The following is a 16,496-nucleotide window of genomic DNA, read 5'->3' on the forward strand; positions in this document are numbered from 1 at the left end:
GTAACACTCACAAGGCAGTTACAGGCCAGCCATACAGTCTCGAAACCAACTGAAACTACCCATTCAGAACCAACGGACAGATAACGGATACGACAATGACGACGCCTACGAACCCACGCTTCAATCACACCAAATACCGCGCCTTTCCGCGCGTGACGCTTGACGACCGCCAGTGGCCATCGAACGCCCTGAGCAAAGCGCCACTCTGGTGTTCTGTGGATCTACGTGATGGTAACCAGGCGCTTATTGATCCTATGACCGTTGAGCAGAAAAAACAGATGTGGGCCTTGCTGGTGCGCATGGGCTTTAAAGAAATTGAAATCGGTTTTCCATCGGCGTCACAACCTGACTTCGACTTTGCCCGCTGGCTGATCGAGGCCCGCCAGATACCAGAAGATGTCACTGTTCAGGTACTGGTACAGGCACGCGATGAACTGATTGAACGCACCTACGAAGCATTGCGCGGCGTACGCCGGGCTGTAGTGCACGTCTATAACTCCACCTCGCCCGTGCAGCGCAACAAAGTCTTCGGGCTCGAGAAAAGTGGCATCATCGACATTGCCCGCAAAGGTGCAACGAAGGTGATGGAAGAATCGAAAAAATTTCCTGATACAGAGTGGGTGTTCCAGTACTCACCGGAAAGCTTCTCAAGCACCGAAGTCGAATTTGCCACAGAAGTGTGTAATGCCGTGATCGATGTCTGGCAGCCAACGCCAGAAAACAAAACCATCATCAACCTGCCGGCCACGGTAGAGTCTGCCATGCCGAACGTCTTTGCTGATCAGGTTGAATGGTTCTGCCGCAATGTCGATAAGCGTGACAGCATTACCGTGAGCATTCACACCCACAATGACCGTGGATGTGCCGTCGCCGCAGCAGAACTTGCCTTACTGGCAGGCGCCGACCGCATCGAAGGGACGCTCCTCGGCAACGGCGAGCGCACAGGCAACATGGACATAGTGACGATGGCCATGAACCTTTACAGCCAGGGCATCGATCCCGAGCTGGATATCAGTATTGCTGATGACATCATTGCGACCGTCGAAGAATGCACGAACATTAAAACGCATCCACGCCACCCGTGGTTGGGAGAGCTGGTTTATACGGCCTTCTCGGGAAGCCACCAGGACGCTATCCGTAAGTGTCTTGCGCAGCAGAGCGAGGAAGAGCACTGGGATGTTGCCTACCTGCCGATTGATCCACAGGACATTGGCCGTACGTACCAGTCGGTTATCCGCGTGAACAGCCAGTCGGGTAAAGGTGGCGCCAGTTATATCGTCGAACAGGCGTTAGGAGTGACTCTGCCACGCTGGATGCAGATCGAACTGGCGCAGCACATTCAGTCAGCATCGGAGCGCGAAGCTCGTGAACTGAGCGGTGATGAGATTGTCGCCATTTTCCGTCAGGCCTTTATGCCTCGGGGCGGTCACTACGAACTGTCGGGTTATCAGACCGAGCATGACAGCCTGCACCATACGATTCAGGCGACTTTGAATGACGGTCAGAACCTGATCACTCTGCACGGTAAAGGCAGCGGCAGTATCAGCGCCTTTGGAGATGCACTGCACAAAACGACCGGGCTGGATCTTCAGGTAGTGCAGTTTGAAGAAGTATCTCTCGGCGAAGGCTCAGACGCCGAGGCAATGGCGTTTGTTCAGATCAGTCTGCAGGGGCAGCGCTTCACAGCAGCTGCTCAGGACGGCGACACACTGGCAGCCAGTCTGGAGTCGATTGTGACTGCACTGAATATCGCCATCAGTCAGGGCGTTAAAGCAGCCTGAGCGCAGAGTTACTCTTCCTCACTCGTCTCCCGGCTTATCACCAGTCAGACCGCCCCCCCCATAATGGTGGGGTCGTCTTTTACACGAATCACCCTGGCTGGAATGCCTAAGCGTTCGAACTCGGCGAACCAGACTTTCTGATTTTTCTGTAAGGTGTCTCCCGGCCCTTTTACCTCCAATAATTCGAAGCCCTCACTCGCGGGGAATCGGATCAGGTCTGGCAAGCCGGCTTTATGCTGTCTGAGATCTTGCAGCATAAAACGAAATACACCCTGCCACACGGCCACAGGAATGCGCTCAACAGACAAACGAATCAGGTCTTCGGTCAGCACCGCCCAATGCACAAACGGATTCGCGATGCCCTGCTTCTGCTGATAGGTTTCTGAAGCTCTCTCTAAAAGACTGTCAGCGGATTCTAATGCCTGCCAGCAGACATCAAACTCTTTCTGGCGCAATGTCACGAAGTCCGCTTCATAAAGGTCTGATGGCCGGATCTGGAATGGGTGGAAAAACGCACCAGGGACTTCAGCATAGATAGCCGACCAGAAGATCAGGCCGAACATCCCAGGAATTAACAGATTTTCGCAGTACACCAGCCGGTCACCGGGGTTCTCCGATTCAAATGCAGCAGCCACTGCGCGCTCAACACCAAGCGATAATCGCGTTTCAGCCGGCATAGTCATAACGTCTTCCAAGGGAGCCGACACCCGCTCTGCAAGACGCTGACACAGTTCATGGTTGTGCTTCATTTTTCGCGGCACAAATGAAAGTAAAAACTGGTGCTCTTCTTCGTTGAAGGGAGCCTTCGCCATGGCGAAGGCCAGCTTATCAGCGTCTTCCTGCTGCCCTTGCGCAACTAATATCCTGAGCCGGCGCTCCCGGGCCGGGTGACGCATGCTGCGCTCATAGATAGTGAGAGCGTCATCAGAATACCCCAGCCGTTCTACCTGGCGCCCGATATCGACCAGAAAGCGATGACGTCGCCGCCTGAGAGTGGGCTCTTCGGACGCCGGCAAGCTGTCGGCGATCCGGCACAGGTTTTCTTTGCTGTGATCCTTCAGGTCTCCGGCCTCTTCACGCAAAGCGTAATACAGCCGGTGTGCTTCAAGATCACTACGTTGATGACACCAACGACTGGCCGCATTGAGGTCGTAAGATTCGTATCGGTAAATCCCCAGATCCCGCAGTACAAATTCCGTAAAGTCCTGATAAAGATTGCCAAAAAAAAGCAGCCGGAAGGTGTCCAGCTCCTGCTCTCCGTAAACGCAATAAATCTCCGTGTCAGGCAGACCGGCAACGAGCTTCTCGCTGTTTTCCTCGAAGCGTGCCAGCAACTCTTGCTTGCGCAGCGACGTTGGCACTTTCTGACCGGTAGACGTCTGTATGGCTGTGGCCAGTTCCTGACGCGTGAACAGATTCAGCCAGTCATCTTCCTGGGGCAATCCGCCCGACTGAAGGTCATAGATTTCGAGAAAACGCTGGCGCTGTAATTCGACTGCTGCGGCAGTGATATCGGGGATTTCTGCGTACGCCAGTTTGTCACGCCTGAACCAGTCCCCACGGCGACTGAGCAAGCGAGCATATAGACACTGTGCACTTTCCGACAGCCCAATAAAATCGTCGTAAAAGGTACGCTCGTCCTCATTAATAATGTCTGCGTAAAGTTGCGCGACATGATTGAGAACAAAATAAAAGTTATCGAGGTAGTATTTCTCGGGAAGATCCGGGGCGACGGGCATGCGTAGGTAACTCGTCCTGTGTGGTCAGTGCCAGGACATAATAACAGGCGCAGCAGCCTGCCCAAGACCGCTGCGCAGAATTCTTATTTTTTTGTCTGGTGAGGGTGATGATGTACCGGAAAGGTACGACCGTACGTAATCATCTCTCCCAGGATCAAACCACCGAAGAAGCCTGTCAGTGCAGCTTCAAGGGACGCGCCCACCATGCTGCCGATTACAACGCCAAAGGCGGCACCAAGAAGACCACCAAATACCATTGACTTGCGACGATACGCCGCTATTTTGCCTTTTCTCATTTGCATTTCCTCCAGATGTTCAACCTGTTGAACAGGGCATGCTTGAAGACAGCCTAATTCCTGAAAAGTTGCCGTTGTACTAACAAATCTCCAGGTTGTTTCTGCCGTCTGACTTTTAATTTATCACAGCCTGTTAAACCTTCAATCCGGTGGCGCAGGAGGTCGCAGTTCTTACAGAGAAAATACGACTCAGATCAAGATTGATGTACAAATTAATGCTGACGAATGGTGCATGATTACTGGTATTTCAGAGGGGCGCACCAGTGGTGTGCAGTGAGATGTACAGTATTGGTAAATAAGGCGGGAGGGTCTGAATTTGTCGGCTTTGACAGAGGGATGAGAAGTCAGCGAAGAGCAGACCAGCGCCTGGCCTGCTCTGTCATACGAAGATCAGTGCTGAACGCCACCTTCGCCGTGCACGTGACCGTGCTGCAGTTCTTCTTCGCTCGCTTCACGAATGCTCTCAACTTTTACAGAGAACGCCAGTGACTTACCTGCCAGCGGATGGTTTGCATCAACAGTCACTTCAGTTTCGTCAACTTCGGTAACGATCAGGTTGATTGGGCCGTGTTCAGTCTGAGCAGTAAACGCCATACCCGGCTCTACTTTCTCAACACCCTGGAAAGCTTCGTGCGGTACTTTCTGGATACGCTCATCGCTGTATTCGCCATAAGCATCTTCAGGAGCGATGGTCACTTCAAGCTCGTCACCCACCTGCTTGCCTTCCAGTGCAGCTTCCAGGCCTGGAATGATGTTCTGCGCACCGTGCAGGTACGTCATTGGCTGACCACCTTCTGAAGAGTCGATCACTTCGTTGCTGGCAACGTCAGTGACTTTATAGTGAATAGTAACGACTTTCTTTTGTTCGATGGTCATAGTGTTTCCCGTAATTGTTTGCCCGACTGGGCTGAATGTGGCCCCAGTATAACAAGCCACGCGCTGAGGAAAACCGTCACAGCAAGCGGATTTTGTCCATGACGGCATTTCTTGAGAGTGTTCGCACCCTGGAATCACTGTCAAAACGGACTTTGAGGTAATCGCTGTCCTCACTGATAACAATTCCTGTCCCCAGGGTGTCATGCACAATTCTGGTCAACTTTTTATCATCATTGAATTTGCTGTCGATCACACCGCCCGGGCGTTTAACCTGCCCGACAGTCGACGAAGCGGGTACTTCAAAACGTACTTCAAGATCCCCGGCGCCGAGGTGCGCAAGGTACGTCCCCAGCCATTGTGGTTGATAGCCGTCCTGACCGCGGAGAACGTAGGTACTGTCTCCCCGGGCTATTGCCTCGAGCAAGTCTTTCGATCGTGAAACACCCAGTTCACGCTCAAAGGTACTCGGCATCTCACGCTCTGAACACTCACGCAGAGGTTTCTCGGGCGTATCCGGCGCTAACAGATGCAGCTGCTTCCGCGCCCGGGTCATGCTGACATAGAGAAGTCTGCGTTCACTGGCGACATCGGCTGCTGTGGTGAACTCCCCCTCAGGATGGTACGGGAAGTACTGGCCATTCAGGCCCGGGATAATCACAGTATCCCACTCCCTACCCTTGCTTTTGTGCGCACTGGTCAGGGTGACTCTCTGATCTGAGTGGTTTTTCTGCGCTTTTACTTTCTGCAGCAGTGCACGCCAGTGTTCCGATAATTCACTGGCGCTGAGGTCGGTCGTACGAGCGTAACTCATGAAGGCGCGAATGGTCTCTATGCGATCATCGCTCTGCTGTGCACTGAAGGCATTATCGCGAATGCCCTCTTCCAGCTCAGTCTGCTCTGCATAATCTTTCAGCAGCCGCCAACCCTTCATATTGGTCAGTTCTGCGGCTGAAATAATCTGCGCACGCGTTTCAAGTTGTTGTATCTGCCATTTGCTCAGATCGTCCGGAAGCGCCTCAATCAAGGCTTCGCCGTAACCATGAGTCACAGCGCCCATTTTCTGAGCAATACGTTCCAGGAGTGCTCGTCTTACTTTTGGAAAAGGCGTCGTCAGTATGTGCAGCCAACTGTCTTCCCGACTGCGGACTGAACGCTCTGCAAAACGTCCGGACGCAATCTCCAGTAATAACCAGAAAATGCGTAATTCCCAGGCCTCAAGAACCGAACGACTGTGATCCAGGTGATAAGGAATATCTTCCTTGAGAAGACCAAGCTCCAATGCCGCCGACAACGACCAGATACGGTGGATAACGACAATCTCTGCGTTCTCATCCTGCTCAATGGCATCCCGGATTAACTTAATACTGAAAGCAGCTTCATTCCGTACCCGGTGCAGTTTTACCCGCGTCTCGGGCGTCGTCGAATGCGACAGACCCGTGACTGCTTCGCGCTCGCGATTGTGGTAAATCAAGTGATTAGCACAGAAACTGAGGGCATGGCCGTAGCGGAAGGTATGAGGCAACTGATACGTCGTCACATCGCCAAATTCCTGAGCAAACCGGCTTACGATAAATTCGGGTTTTGAGCCACGGAACTCATAAATCGTCTGATCTGGGTCACCGATCACGACGACATTTCCGCGCCCACCCCAGAGCATATGAAGAAGCGCCTGCTGAACATCATTGATGTCCTGATACTCGTCGACCAGTATCCATTGCATGTGACCGCCAAAGTGATCGGCCAACTCAGGATGCGATCGTAAGCACATCACAGGGTCGTACAGCATGTCAGAGTAACTGATGCGGTAATTCGACCGGCGCCAGTCTTCAAAGCGGTAAAAGAGTTCAGTGAAGATCCGGCACTCTGGTGGGTAATCGAGGGTTTCCAGAACATCGGCCGCGGGCAATAGCCCTGACTTAACCAGATCAAGAAATGCCATCGCGGGTTCTACCCACTTGCGCCGCTGGGAAAGAATATCCTGACGGGTGTCATCGTCTGCTATCTCCTGTAGCAAGCGCCAGACAATGTTCTCGGTCTCTCCGTCTGACAGGACTTTCCCCTGCCATTGCGGCAACGCCCCCATAGTGATCAGGCGATCATAAATCTTGAGCCCTAATGAGTGGAATGTCCGAATCTGGGGCAGCGACTGTCCCCTGACAAGTGATGTCAGACGCTTTTGAAAATCTTCCTGCGCCGCTTTGTTGTACATCAACACCAACATCCGCCGCGCAGGCACATTTTCCTGCAGTCTCGCCTGAATGAAATGCGTCAATGTCGATGTCTTGCCAGCCCCGGCGACAGCGATCACTCGCGCATGTCCATGACGGTGTGCAACCACGGCTTGCTGTTCTGACGTCAGATGGGCATTCACCTGAGAAGTGGGCTGTGAGGTAGACAAGGCAAAGGGGCTCAATCGTGTAAACCGGCATGGTACGAAGGCCAGCCTGTATATGCAATTCAGGCATGCTATCAGGGCAACCTAGACCCAGACCCTGACGCAGACGACGCCCATAAAGAAGCGCTCTGTCACCGAAGTAACAGAGCGCTGCGGGTTAAACTAAAGGGACTACTTAAGACATTTCTTAAGATACTACTTTACGAAGCAGCTTTCGGCGTTGCCATAGAAGGTGTTGTTTCAGGTTCGTCTTCCAGTTCATGTTCCGCCGCTTCCAGCATGGCGAACTCTTCCGCCGCAGTCTTGGCAACAAGATGATTGCGGCTGTAACCGAAGAAGTACGCCGCACCAATCACAAACAGCACCACAGTGAAGAAGAAGGCACGAGGATCGAAAGCGTACACACCGGTCAGAGCGATCAGCGACAGCACCAGCGCAATACCTGAAGTCACCACACCACCCGGTGTTTTATACGGGCGTGGCATATCTGGCTGGCGTACACGCAGCAGGATATGGCTCAGTGCCATCAGGGCATAAGACACAGTGGCACCAACGACCGCCATGGCAAGCATCAGATCACCTTCGCCACTCAAGGAAGCCAGAAAGCCCAGAACACCCGGTACGATTAAGGCACGTGATGGCACTTTACGCTCACTTGTCACCGACAGTGACTTCGGCAGGTAACCCGCACGAGACAGGGCAAATACCAGACGGCTGTAGCCGTAAATAATCGAGAAGAAAGACGCGATCAGACCCGCCAGACCCAGTACGTTCACCGCTGTCGCCAGATTTTCATTACCAGTTACTTTCAGAGCATCAACCAATGGCACCGCACTGCCACCCATAGCTTCAGCACCCGCTGCACCCGCCAGCAGAACCACAACCAGGAGCGCAGTAAACAGCAGGAAGACCATGGCACCGATAATACCTTTGGGAACATCTTTCGCCGGGTTCTTAGCTTCTTCTGCCGCCAGAGGTACACCTTCTACTGCCAGGAACAACCACATGGCAAACGGCAACGCCGCCCACACACCGTACCAGCCGAATGGCAGGACTTCTGAAGCACCAGCGGCTGCGGTCGGAGCAATATCAAACAGACGGCTCGCGTCGAAGTCGCCTATCAGGGCAACGGCTGTCGCCAGAATCGCGAATACCGCGAGAGCACTGATCACCATCATGACTTTTAAGGCTTCACCGACACCGGCCAGATGAATACCAATAAACACCAGATAGAAACCGGCATAGACAAGAGGGCCGTTTAACCCAGTGAGCTCTTCAAAAGCCGAGCCGATGAAGATCACAATCGCCGCAGGTGCCAGCGCATATTCAATCAGTACCGCGAGACCGGTTAAATATCCGCCTGATGGGCCCATCGCCTGACGCGCAAAGGAATAACCACCGCCTGCCGCCGGAATCGCCGCCGACATTTCTGCCAGTGACAATACCAATGTTAAATACATAATCGCCATCAATACGGCAGCAATGGCAAAACCACCCCAGCCCGCTTCCGCGAGGCCAAAGTTCCAGCCGGCGAAATCGCCGGAAATAACATACGATACGCCAAGACCTGCGAGAAGAATCCAGCCGGCAGTACCGCGTTTTAACTGGCGCTGGGCCAGATACTCCTGATTAACTTTAGGTTCAGACATAATGGTCTCTCCGTTTTTCAGATCATTTAAAGTTGGTTTAAAAATTGGTTTGCGATTCAGGTTTTTAAAATCACGAAATTAAAAAGTTCTTATTGCCGGATACCGTTTCAATCACGTTATCCTGGGTTCGGTCTTTTAAGTTCACGCCCGACAGTTTCAGCTGGCGGGCTTCATCCAGTAGATACTGAGTACGACGGGCCGCTTCTGTGTAAGAAAGCCCTGCCGGGCGGATATTCGAGATACAGTTACGGGCCGCATCGGTAAGGCCAACGTGGGGCTTATAGGTCAGATACAGACCCAGGCTATCCGGTGAGCTGAGCCCCGGACGTTCGCCGATCAACACAATCACGCAGCGAGCATTCAGCAGCTCACCGACTTCGTCGCCAATCGCGACCCGGCCCTGCTCAACAATAGTGATGGGTGCCAGTGAGTAATCGTGTAATTGCGGCAGCAATGTCTCGATAAATGGCACCACATTCTGCTGTACGGCTAATGACGACAGCCCATCAACAATCACAATACCGAGGTCATATTCGCTGATGACGCCGCTTTCGGAAGATGAAATATCATGCTGAAGCAAGCTGCGGGAATGCTCATTGAGGCGACGTCCTAAATCCGGACGCTGCAGGTATTCCATGCGGTCAGATGCACGACTGTGCACTCGATGGATATCGGCGACACGACTATTAATCACCTCAGAGCCTTCAATGGCTGTGATCAGACCATCGCAATCCAATGGAAAATGCACAGCATCACGCGCACGGGCATGCGATAACTGAAATTCGAGTAATTCTTTGGTCGGCAAACTGACACCGGCACGCCCTAAGCCAATACGCGCATCGGTAAATTCGCGCAGACGACGCCAGGGATTCTCTACAACACCAGTTGAATTATTTTTCATCGTCATCTCCTCAGTGCTGACCGGAAGCAGGCGGCAGTGAGTTAAGTGAACGGGCAAATGCATCAGGCAGTGCGTCGTTTAATACAAAGGCATCACCCATGATCTGCATACGCGCAAGCCATTGCGCGAACTCAGGCGCGGGCTGACTGCCCAGCACACGTCGGGCGTAAAGTGCATCGTGAAAAGAGGTGGTCTGATAATTCAGCATGATGTCGTCAGAGCCGGGAATGCCCATCACAAACGAACAACCGGCGACACCCAATAAGGTCAGAAGGTTGTCCATATCGTTCTGGTCGGCTTCGGCATGATTGGTGTAACAGACGTCACAGCCCATCGGCAGGCCGAGTAATTTTGCGCAGAAATGATCTTCAAGACCGGCACGGATAATTTCTTTACCGTCGAATAAATATTCCGGGCCGATAAAACCAACAACGGTGTTAATTAACAGCGGATTAAATTTACGCGCGACGGCATAAGCACGTACTTCACAAGTCTGCTGATCCAGCCCATGATGGGCATTGGCCGAGAGCGAGCTGCCCTGCCCGGTTTCGAAATACATAACGTTATTACCCACCGTGCCGCGTTTTAAACTCAGCGCGGCGTCCTGGGCCTCGGCAAGTGTTGCGATATTAAAACCGAAGGAAGAGTTGGTCGCTTCCGTACCGCCAATCGACTGAAATACCAGATCGACCGGCGCACCTGCTTCAATGCATTCAATCGTATTCGTCACATGGGTGAGCACACAGGACTGAGTAGGAATCTCGTATTTACAGATCACTTCGTCCATCAGTTTCATCAGCTTGATCGCCTGAGCAACGTTATCGGTAGCGGGGTTAATACCGATTACCGCATCGCCATTGCCGTACAACAGGCCATCTAAAATACTGGCAGCAATGCCGTTCACATCATCAGTGGGATGATTCGGCTGCAGACGTGTCGATAAATGCCCCGGCAAACCAATGGTGTTGCGGAAGGCGGTGTTTACATAGCATTTTTTAGCGACCAGAATCAGATCCTGGTTGCGCATAATCTTCGATACCGCCGCCGCCATCTCGGGCGTAATACCCGCACGCACACCTTCTAATACCTCAGGTGTGGCCATATCGCTTAACAGCCAGTTGCGAAAATCGCCAACGGTGAGATGAGAGATCGCTGAGAATGATTGAGCATCGTGCTCGTCGATAATCAGACGGGTCACTTCGTCGTCTTCGTACGGTACCAAAGCTTCATTCAGGAACTGCTTCAGTGGAACGTCGGCCAGAACCATCTGCGCGATCACCCGCTCTTCTGCTGAACGTGCAATCACCCCTGCAAGACGGTCGCCGCTGCGGGCTGGTGTGGCCTTCGCCATCACTTCTGCCAGGTTCTCAAAGTGCCAGGTCTGCTGACCGGCGGTGTAGCTGTATTTCATACTTTTCCTTCGCTTCCCGTCCTTATTGAGCCAGACGGGAACACTTGTTGCTGTGTCATACGAAGGAGTAGTGCGAGAGATAGTCCAGCGGCCTATCGAATTTTGGCAAAGTTTTTCAGAACCTCTGAAAAGCTGATGCCACGGGCCTCTCAGCTGGTTAGGATGACTGTAATACAGAAGATCACAGACTTAATAACGGACAGATGCAGTACCGTTACCGAGCCGGGGAGCAGAAAATGCACCAACAACAGACACTCGATGCACTGACTCAGAGCACTGAACCACTGCACGCAGCGAATACGAGTGAAGCATGTGATGCCGATCTTCACGCCCGCAACCTCACCAACTGGCAGCAGGAATACGACCAGCTCTCCGGCGGCCACTTCTATGGGCGCATTGATGAGATCGCCCTGGAAGGCATGCAGGTCTTTAAAGAACACACCAGTCAGGCGCTGCGCCAGCAATGCAATGTCTGGCCTGATGCCATCTGGTTAGGAATTTCTGCTGAACCTGCTGATTGCCGGATTAACGGCCTTGAAGTCGATAACAACCAGATCATGTGCCGCCCCGGCGCCTGTGATTTTGAACTTATCACACCGAATGAGTTCGACATTTATGGTCTGGTGATCCGCACGGATGCACTATTGGCCGCCGCAGAAAATGATGAACTGAATCTTCAGGGGTTATCATTGCACGAACACCCGCGTCTGGCGATTCCTGAACAGGACCTCGCGCATGTACGCGAACTGCTCGGCAAACTGGTCAACCCAGACACACCCGACCTTCATCAACGCTTACAACGCGATCTGATTCTGCGCACCCTGTTAGACCTGCTGAAGAAAGAAACACCGGCCAAACGCCCTGCCACTAGCTACGCCCACCGCAAAGCCGTAGTCGATAAAGTAAAAGCCTGGATGGACATGAATCAGGATGCACCGCTTACCATTACAGAGCTGTGCGAACTCACACATACCAGCCGCCGCACCCTGCAGTACAGCTTTGAAAGTATTCTGGGTATCAGCCCACTGAAGTTCTTAAAAACTGCACGCTTAAATCAGGTACGACGTTCTCTGTTAGCAACCGAAAATCAGGAGCGTCCTATTTCTTCAATCGCCGCAGACTGGGGCTTCTGGCATCCGGGACAGTTCGGGCAGGACTATAAAAAGCTGTTTGGCGAAATGCCGTCGGAGACGATATCGAGAGCTGAACTGATTTTTGGCTAGACCTAAACTCTGTAAGAAAATTCGTTAGCCAAACTCGGTAAATAGAAGCTTTCCAGAATTATTTCAACCAACGCATCCGACGTTTCCCGCTCAATATCACTGATTACATGGCACGCAAAACAGGTCGCCCTGGATCACGATCAGAAAAATTTTCGTTCAATTGCCGGGACTAGGTTTTGCTCTCCGGCCATTTCATCAGCAATATTTCACGGCGCCGCACGCATTTTGGTTTCAACAACTCTGAAAAGCATCAAAACCAGGCCCAACACAAAAAAAAAGCCCCGTTTCCGGGGCTTTCGATTTAAGCAATGTTCCTGTTTTAAGCTTACGCCTGCTGAGCTGATACCTGGCCATGCTCTGTCAGCGCTTTAATGCCACTGATACGGTTCGCTTCGGCGGCCAGTACCTTCTCTTCGTCGCTGGCGTATTTCTCATCCCACTCCAGCACTTTTGGCGTCATCAGGTGGTGCCACAGCGGTGGGATCAGGGCGACGACGATGGTAGTCAGGTAGCCATTGATCATAGTCGGTGCTTCTGGGTATGGGCGCAGGTCCTGGTATGGCACTTCACCGTGAGCGTGATGGTGAGAGTGACGGGTCAGGTTAAACATGGTCCATGACGAGAAGCGCTTGTTGGTATTCCATGAGTGACGTGGCTGCACTGGCAGTTCTGGGTTACGAACCATGCCGTAGTGTTCCATGTAGTTCACGATTTCAAGCAGAGCTTTACCGAACAGGCCAGCACCGATAAACAGCAGCATGGTTTCTACACCACCAGCCAGGAATGCCAGTGCAACAATGATGGCACTCATGCCGTAACCACGCAGTACCGAGTTACGGATCGACAGTGGGCTGTGACCCATTTTACGTAGACGCTCAGCTTCGAGTTTCAGTGCGCTGATGTTGCCCTTAATGGTCGATGCCAGTACGTGGAAATAGACGTTGCGGCCACGCGGTGCAGTGGCAGGATCTTTAGTCGTACTCACGTAACGGTGGTGACCGTAAACATGTTCAACGGCGAAGGCGACATCGAAGCTGAAAGCCAGCAACCAGCGACCAATAAACATTGAGGTCGGGTCCCAGGTACGATGCGTCAGTTCATGGCCGGTAATGGTGCCCACCATACCAATCATCAGGCCGGTCATAAGCAGAGCGCACAGATCTGACACCCAAGTGCCCTCGGCTTTAGCTGCCAGAACATCGTAACCGGTCAGGCTGGTGAGCATTTCTCCCAGACCGAACAGATCACCGGCACTCACCTGCCAGAAATAGGCAAAGACAATCAACGAAAGGAGAGGCAATGCTAACCAGAGCTGCGCAGTCAAAATACCCGGGTGTTTAAAGTCAGGAGTCGTTGTGTCATCCCCCAACACAGCGTCCAGTACGATATAGCCGCCGAAGATGGCGATCAGACCATAAATAATCCAGTCGGCGCCGAGGAACATTGCCGCTGCGGCAAGCAGACCAATGGCGTGAAAAAGAAAGTATTTGAGGTAATGGAACATAGGATTCTCCTTCCGTTATGCTCTTTTATGTTAGATTTAAATTCTGTCTTATCCGGCTTTTTGGGTATGCGAACGGTCGGTAAACCGGTCGCAATAAATTCCGTTTTCGCTCATGCCTAATTTCTTCAGGCAGCTTTCTGCAGCGTCCAACATAGGAGGTGGGCCGCACATGTAGGTTTGGGTAATGTCTGTTAATTCAGGAATAACATCCGTGACCAGACCGCGACGCCCTTCCCAACTGCTGCCTTCAGGCTCTTCAGACAGCACCGGGATAAAGCGGAAGCGGCCGGACCAGTTGCGCGAAATACGGGATATTTCTTCAAGCGCACACAGGTCTTTCTCGGTGCGCGCGCCAAACAGGAAGGTCACGTCACGGTCTATTTTGTGGTTCATGGCGTCTTCGAGAATCGCCAGTACCGGCGCTATGCCACTGCCACCAGCAATCATCAGCATTTCACCACCGCGTTTTTCACCCGCGTCCTGACGCAGATAAAAATCACCATAAGGGCCATCCACAGTCACTTTATCGCCGACAACGGCATGGTGATTCGCCCAGCCAGACATTTCGCCACCCGGTACTTCACGGATAAAGAAACGCACATGGTTCCCCTGAGGCGGCGTCGCGAATGAATAGCTACGAGAACCTGAAGGCACAGCAGGTGTTGAAAACAGAGCGTATTGGCCAGGTACATAGGTGGTTTCTTCAGGCAAAGTCACCGTGACGCAGACCATGTCGGCGGTAAGCTTTTCAATCGCTGTTATTTCTCCTTCCTGCACATTTGCCACAGACGTGCCATCAGACAGGCCATCCACAAACACCGTCACGTCAGACTTCAGTTGTGACTGACAGCCGAGAATGTATTTCTGTTCGATATCCTCAGAGCTGAGAATAAAGGCCGCTGAGGTTAATTCTTTAACCTGGCCGTCCTGCAATTTGCACTTACAGGTTGCGCAACCACCCACTTTGCAGCTGTAAGGAAAACGAACGCCCTGACGCAGGGCAGCAGTCAGAATGGTCTCTTTCGGATTTACCGTGAACTCTCCAACGCCTTCGATGGTTAAGGTATGTGGTTTCGCAGATTTAAACAGCCCGAACATTGCTCTGTCTTCTCATTGTTAGATTGTTAGACAATCCTACAGTTGAAAACAAACATGAAAAGGTTTGATTCTGCCATCCACAGAGAAAATGGCTCATCACAGAGCACTGAAGGAAGCCAGTAGATGAGAATAAACCAACCGAAGAAAATGTAAGGAAAAGGATAAAAACCGGAAAATGTCCGGGTAAATAAAGTAATACCCAGAAGAAAAGATACGGAAAACAGGGAGAAGTAAGAGAAAGTGTTTATCAGCCAGAGCGGCTTCAGCACAGTGGTAGTAATGTGTCGCTCACTTGACCTGCATCAAGTGAGCCAAAGCCCCAGCTAGCACTGAGGACTCAATACAAGGCTAACGGCTTAAGACATGCCGTTTGGAAAATCTTCCAGGCCCGCAGTCAGTGCTTCGCGTTGAGGCGCAAGCGCTTCGGTGTAGGTCTTGAGTTGATCAACCGCATAGCGGGCACGCTTCTCAAGGTACTCATCTGATTCACGCCCCTTACCCTGCCATAGCTCAGAGGCATCACGCAGAATCAGGTGCTCCGGTAACCAGAGTAAACGCGAGTTTTTGTAGCCACTACCGCGAAGTTCAGCAACAACAAAGGCACCACCGACCGAACCAGATACTGCGACCAGCAAGGCAGGTTTATGGGCAAATTGCGGGTGGTTGCACCAGAGAAACAGGTTTTTCAACCCGGCAGGTGCCATGCCGTGCCACTCAGGAACCACAAACACCAGCCCGTCAGCCTGAGTAATTTTTTCCTGTACTTCTTTGACCTGAGCATTCGCTTCGCGCTCGCCATTCCACAATGGAAGATCCGCTTTAAAAAGATCTATAACCTCAGCGCCACCGTCAAAAAAGCGTGTGTTCAGCTCTCGCGCAAGACGCAGGCTTTGTGCGCCATCACGATGGCTAGCACTGATAATTGCATAATTTGCCATAGTTACCCCTTATAGCTAATCCGTAGAGTTGCTTATATTTCTGTGTCCAAAAGAGCGAAAAAGTTCTCTTAAGCCGCGTATGACGGACGCTCTTTCATTGCCGCGTACCAACGCTGGATATTGGGGTACTCGTCGCCGACCCGGACTTTAACAATGCGTGCAAAGTCGATGGCACAAATCGCAGTGATGTCGGCAATAGAAAACTGGCTGCCTGCTATCCACTCGTTATTAGCAAGCTGAGCATCCAGAACAGGCAAAGACTTCATGAAGTTTTTGACACTCTCTTTGCCGAAGTCTTCGACTGGCGTCATGCGATCTTTAAAGAAGCCAGTAATGTGCTGAAAAGCGAACAGTGCAGGATACAGAACCATAGACTCCATCCGGTGCTCCCACATATCAATGATGGCGCGCTCTTTTGGTGTGGTCCCAAAGAGGCTGCCTTCATCGGAAACTTCATCAAGGTAACGACAAATAGCCGGCGTTTCTGACAGGCAAAGACCATCATCCAGTTCCAGCACCGGCACTTTGGCAAAAGGGTTCTTGGCGCAGAATTCTTCTTTCAGGTTATCACCCGCACCGAGATCAAGTTCCTCTCGATCGTAGGCAATGCCTTTCTCGGCCAGCACCATACGGACGCGACGTGGGTTTGGAGCATGGGGGTTATCGTACAGTTTCATGAAGAATC

General features: G+C 52.1%; 13 protein-coding genes. 2 read left to right on the top strand and 11 right to left on the bottom strand.

Features of this window, described 5'->3' with window-relative positions:
* Positions 1-95 precede the first annotated feature (95 nt).
* Positions 96-1,781: a 2-isopropylmalate synthase gene (locus AC5E51_RS03335; protein ID WP_491778123.1), complete on the top strand. Its 1,686-nt coding sequence runs from the start codon at positions 96-98 to the stop codon at positions 1,779-1,781.
* A gap of 44 nt (positions 1,782-1,825) precedes the next feature.
* Here the strand turns inward: AC5E51_RS03335 and AC5E51_RS03340 are convergent, their stop codons facing one another.
* From AC5E51_RS03340 to AC5E51_RS03370, 7 genes are all read right to left on the bottom strand, one after another.
* Positions 1,826-3,520, bottom strand: a complete 1,695-nt coding sequence (locus AC5E51_RS03340; RefSeq protein ID WP_491778124.1) for a VRR-NUC domain-containing protein — start codon at positions 3,518-3,520, stop codon at positions 1,826-1,828.
* Between the two features lie 83 nt (positions 3,521-3,603).
* Positions 3,604-3,816 carry a hypothetical protein gene (locus AC5E51_RS03345; RefSeq protein WP_301378075.1) on the bottom strand — a complete coding sequence of 71 codons (213 nt, stop codon included), beginning with the start codon at positions 3,814-3,816 and terminating at the stop codon, positions 3,604-3,606.
* 390 nt (positions 3,817-4,206) lie between these two features.
* A complete protein-coding gene (locus AC5E51_RS03350; RefSeq protein WP_076515062.1) occupies positions 4,207-4,692 on the bottom strand; it encodes an FKBP-type peptidyl-prolyl cis-trans isomerase in 486 nt (161 codons plus the stop codon).
* Positions 4,693-4,768: 76 nt separating this feature from the next.
* The gene (locus AC5E51_RS03355) at positions 4,769-7,090 is read right to left on the bottom strand and encodes an ATP-dependent helicase (protein ID WP_491778125.1); all 2,322 of its coding nucleotides are present in this window, start codon (positions 7,088-7,090) and stop codon (positions 4,769-4,771) included.
* A 197-nt stretch (positions 7,091-7,287) separates the two neighbouring features.
* A complete protein-coding gene (gene eat, locus AC5E51_RS03360; protein WP_491778126.1) occupies positions 7,288-8,736 on the bottom strand; it encodes an ethanolamine permease in 1,449 nt (482 codons plus the stop codon).
* Positions 8,737-8,806: 70 nt separating this feature from the next.
* Positions 8,807-9,643 carry an ethanolamine ammonia-lyase subunit EutC gene (eutC, locus tag AC5E51_RS03365; protein ID WP_491778127.1) on the bottom strand — a complete coding sequence of 279 codons (837 nt, stop codon included), beginning with the start codon at positions 9,641-9,643 and terminating at the stop codon, positions 8,807-8,809.
* Positions 9,644-9,647: 4 nt separating this feature from the next.
* Positions 9,648-11,048, bottom strand: a complete 1,401-nt coding sequence (locus tag AC5E51_RS03370) for an ethanolamine ammonia-lyase subunit EutB (protein ID WP_491778128.1) — start codon at positions 11,046-11,048, stop codon at positions 9,648-9,650.
* A gap of 236 nt (positions 11,049-11,284) precedes the next feature.
* On the opposite strand from AC5E51_RS03370, the gene AC5E51_RS03375 reads away from it, so the two are divergent.
* Complete coding sequence (locus AC5E51_RS03375) at positions 11,285-12,271, top strand: helix-turn-helix domain-containing protein (protein ID WP_491778129.1); 987 nt, start codon at positions 11,285-11,287, stop codon at positions 12,269-12,271.
* 325 nt (positions 12,272-12,596) lie between these two features.
* Here AC5E51_RS03375 and AC5E51_RS03380 read toward each other — a convergent pair whose 3' ends face one another.
* From AC5E51_RS03380 to AC5E51_RS03395, 4 genes are all read right to left on the bottom strand, one after another.
* Entirely contained in the window at positions 12,597-13,775 is a 1,179-nt protein-coding gene (locus AC5E51_RS03380; RefSeq protein WP_068436082.1) for an alkane 1-monooxygenase, read from the bottom strand.
* A 48-nt stretch (positions 13,776-13,823) separates the two neighbouring features.
* Positions 13,824-14,873 (bottom strand): 2Fe-2S iron-sulfur cluster-binding protein, encoded by a 1,050-nt coding sequence (locus tag AC5E51_RS03385; RefSeq protein WP_068436080.1) that lies wholly within the window; start codon positions 14,871-14,873, stop codon positions 13,824-13,826.
* Between the two features lie 356 nt (positions 14,874-15,229).
* A complete protein-coding gene (locus tag AC5E51_RS03390; RefSeq protein ID WP_491778130.1) occupies positions 15,230-15,811 on the bottom strand; it encodes an NADPH-dependent FMN reductase in 582 nt (193 codons plus the stop codon).
* Between the two features lie 68 nt (positions 15,812-15,879).
* Positions 15,880-16,488 carry a glutathione S-transferase family protein gene (locus AC5E51_RS03395; protein WP_491778131.1) on the bottom strand — a complete coding sequence of 203 codons (609 nt, stop codon included), beginning with the start codon at positions 16,486-16,488 and terminating at the stop codon, positions 15,880-15,882.
* Between the last annotated feature and the right edge of the window lie 8 nt (positions 16,489-16,496).

The sequence above is a fragment of the Thalassolituus sp. genome (assembly GCF_984348125.1).

Excerpts from the sequence above, each read along its gene's own strand:
- AC5E51_RS03340 (WP_491778124.1), bottom strand. The coding sequence starts at position 3,520 with ATGCCCGTCGCCCCGGATCTTCCCGAGAAATACTACCTCGATAACTTT.
- AC5E51_RS03385 (WP_068436080.1), bottom strand. The coding sequence starts at position 14,873 with ATGTTCGGGCTGTTTAAATCTGCGAAACCACATACCTTAACCATCGAA.
- AC5E51_RS03350 (WP_076515062.1), bottom strand. The coding sequence starts at position 4,692 with ATGACCATCGAACAAAAGAAAGTCGTTACTATTCACTATAAAGTCACT.
- AC5E51_RS03395 (WP_491778131.1), bottom strand. The coding sequence starts at position 16,488 with ATGAAACTGTACGATAACCCCCATGCTCCAAACCCACGTCGCGTCCGT.
- AC5E51_RS03335 (WP_491778123.1), top strand. The coding sequence starts at position 96 with ATGACGACGCCTACGAACCCACGCTTCAATCACACCAAATACCGCGCC.
- AC5E51_RS03370 (WP_491778128.1), bottom strand. The coding sequence starts at position 11,048 with ATGAAATACAGCTACACCGCCGGTCAGCAGACCTGGCACTTTGAGAAC.
- eutC (WP_491778127.1), bottom strand. The coding sequence starts at position 9,643 with ATGACGATGAAAAATAATTCAACTGGTGTTGTAGAGAATCCCTGGCGT.
- AC5E51_RS03345 (WP_301378075.1), bottom strand. The coding sequence starts at position 3,816 with ATGAGAAAAGGCAAAATAGCGGCGTATCGTCGCAAGTCAATGGTATTT.
- AC5E51_RS03390 (WP_491778130.1), bottom strand. The coding sequence starts at position 15,811 with ATGGCAAATTATGCAATTATCAGTGCTAGCCATCGTGATGGCGCACAA.
- AC5E51_RS03375 (WP_491778129.1), top strand. The coding sequence starts at position 11,285 with ATGCACCAACAACAGACACTCGATGCACTGACTCAGAGCACTGAACCA.
- AC5E51_RS03380 (WP_068436082.1), bottom strand. The coding sequence starts at position 13,775 with ATGTTCCATTACCTCAAATACTTTCTTTTTCACGCCATTGGTCTGCTT.
- eat (WP_491778126.1), bottom strand. The coding sequence starts at position 8,736 with ATGTCTGAACCTAAAGTTAATCAGGAGTATCTGGCCCAGCGCCAGTTA.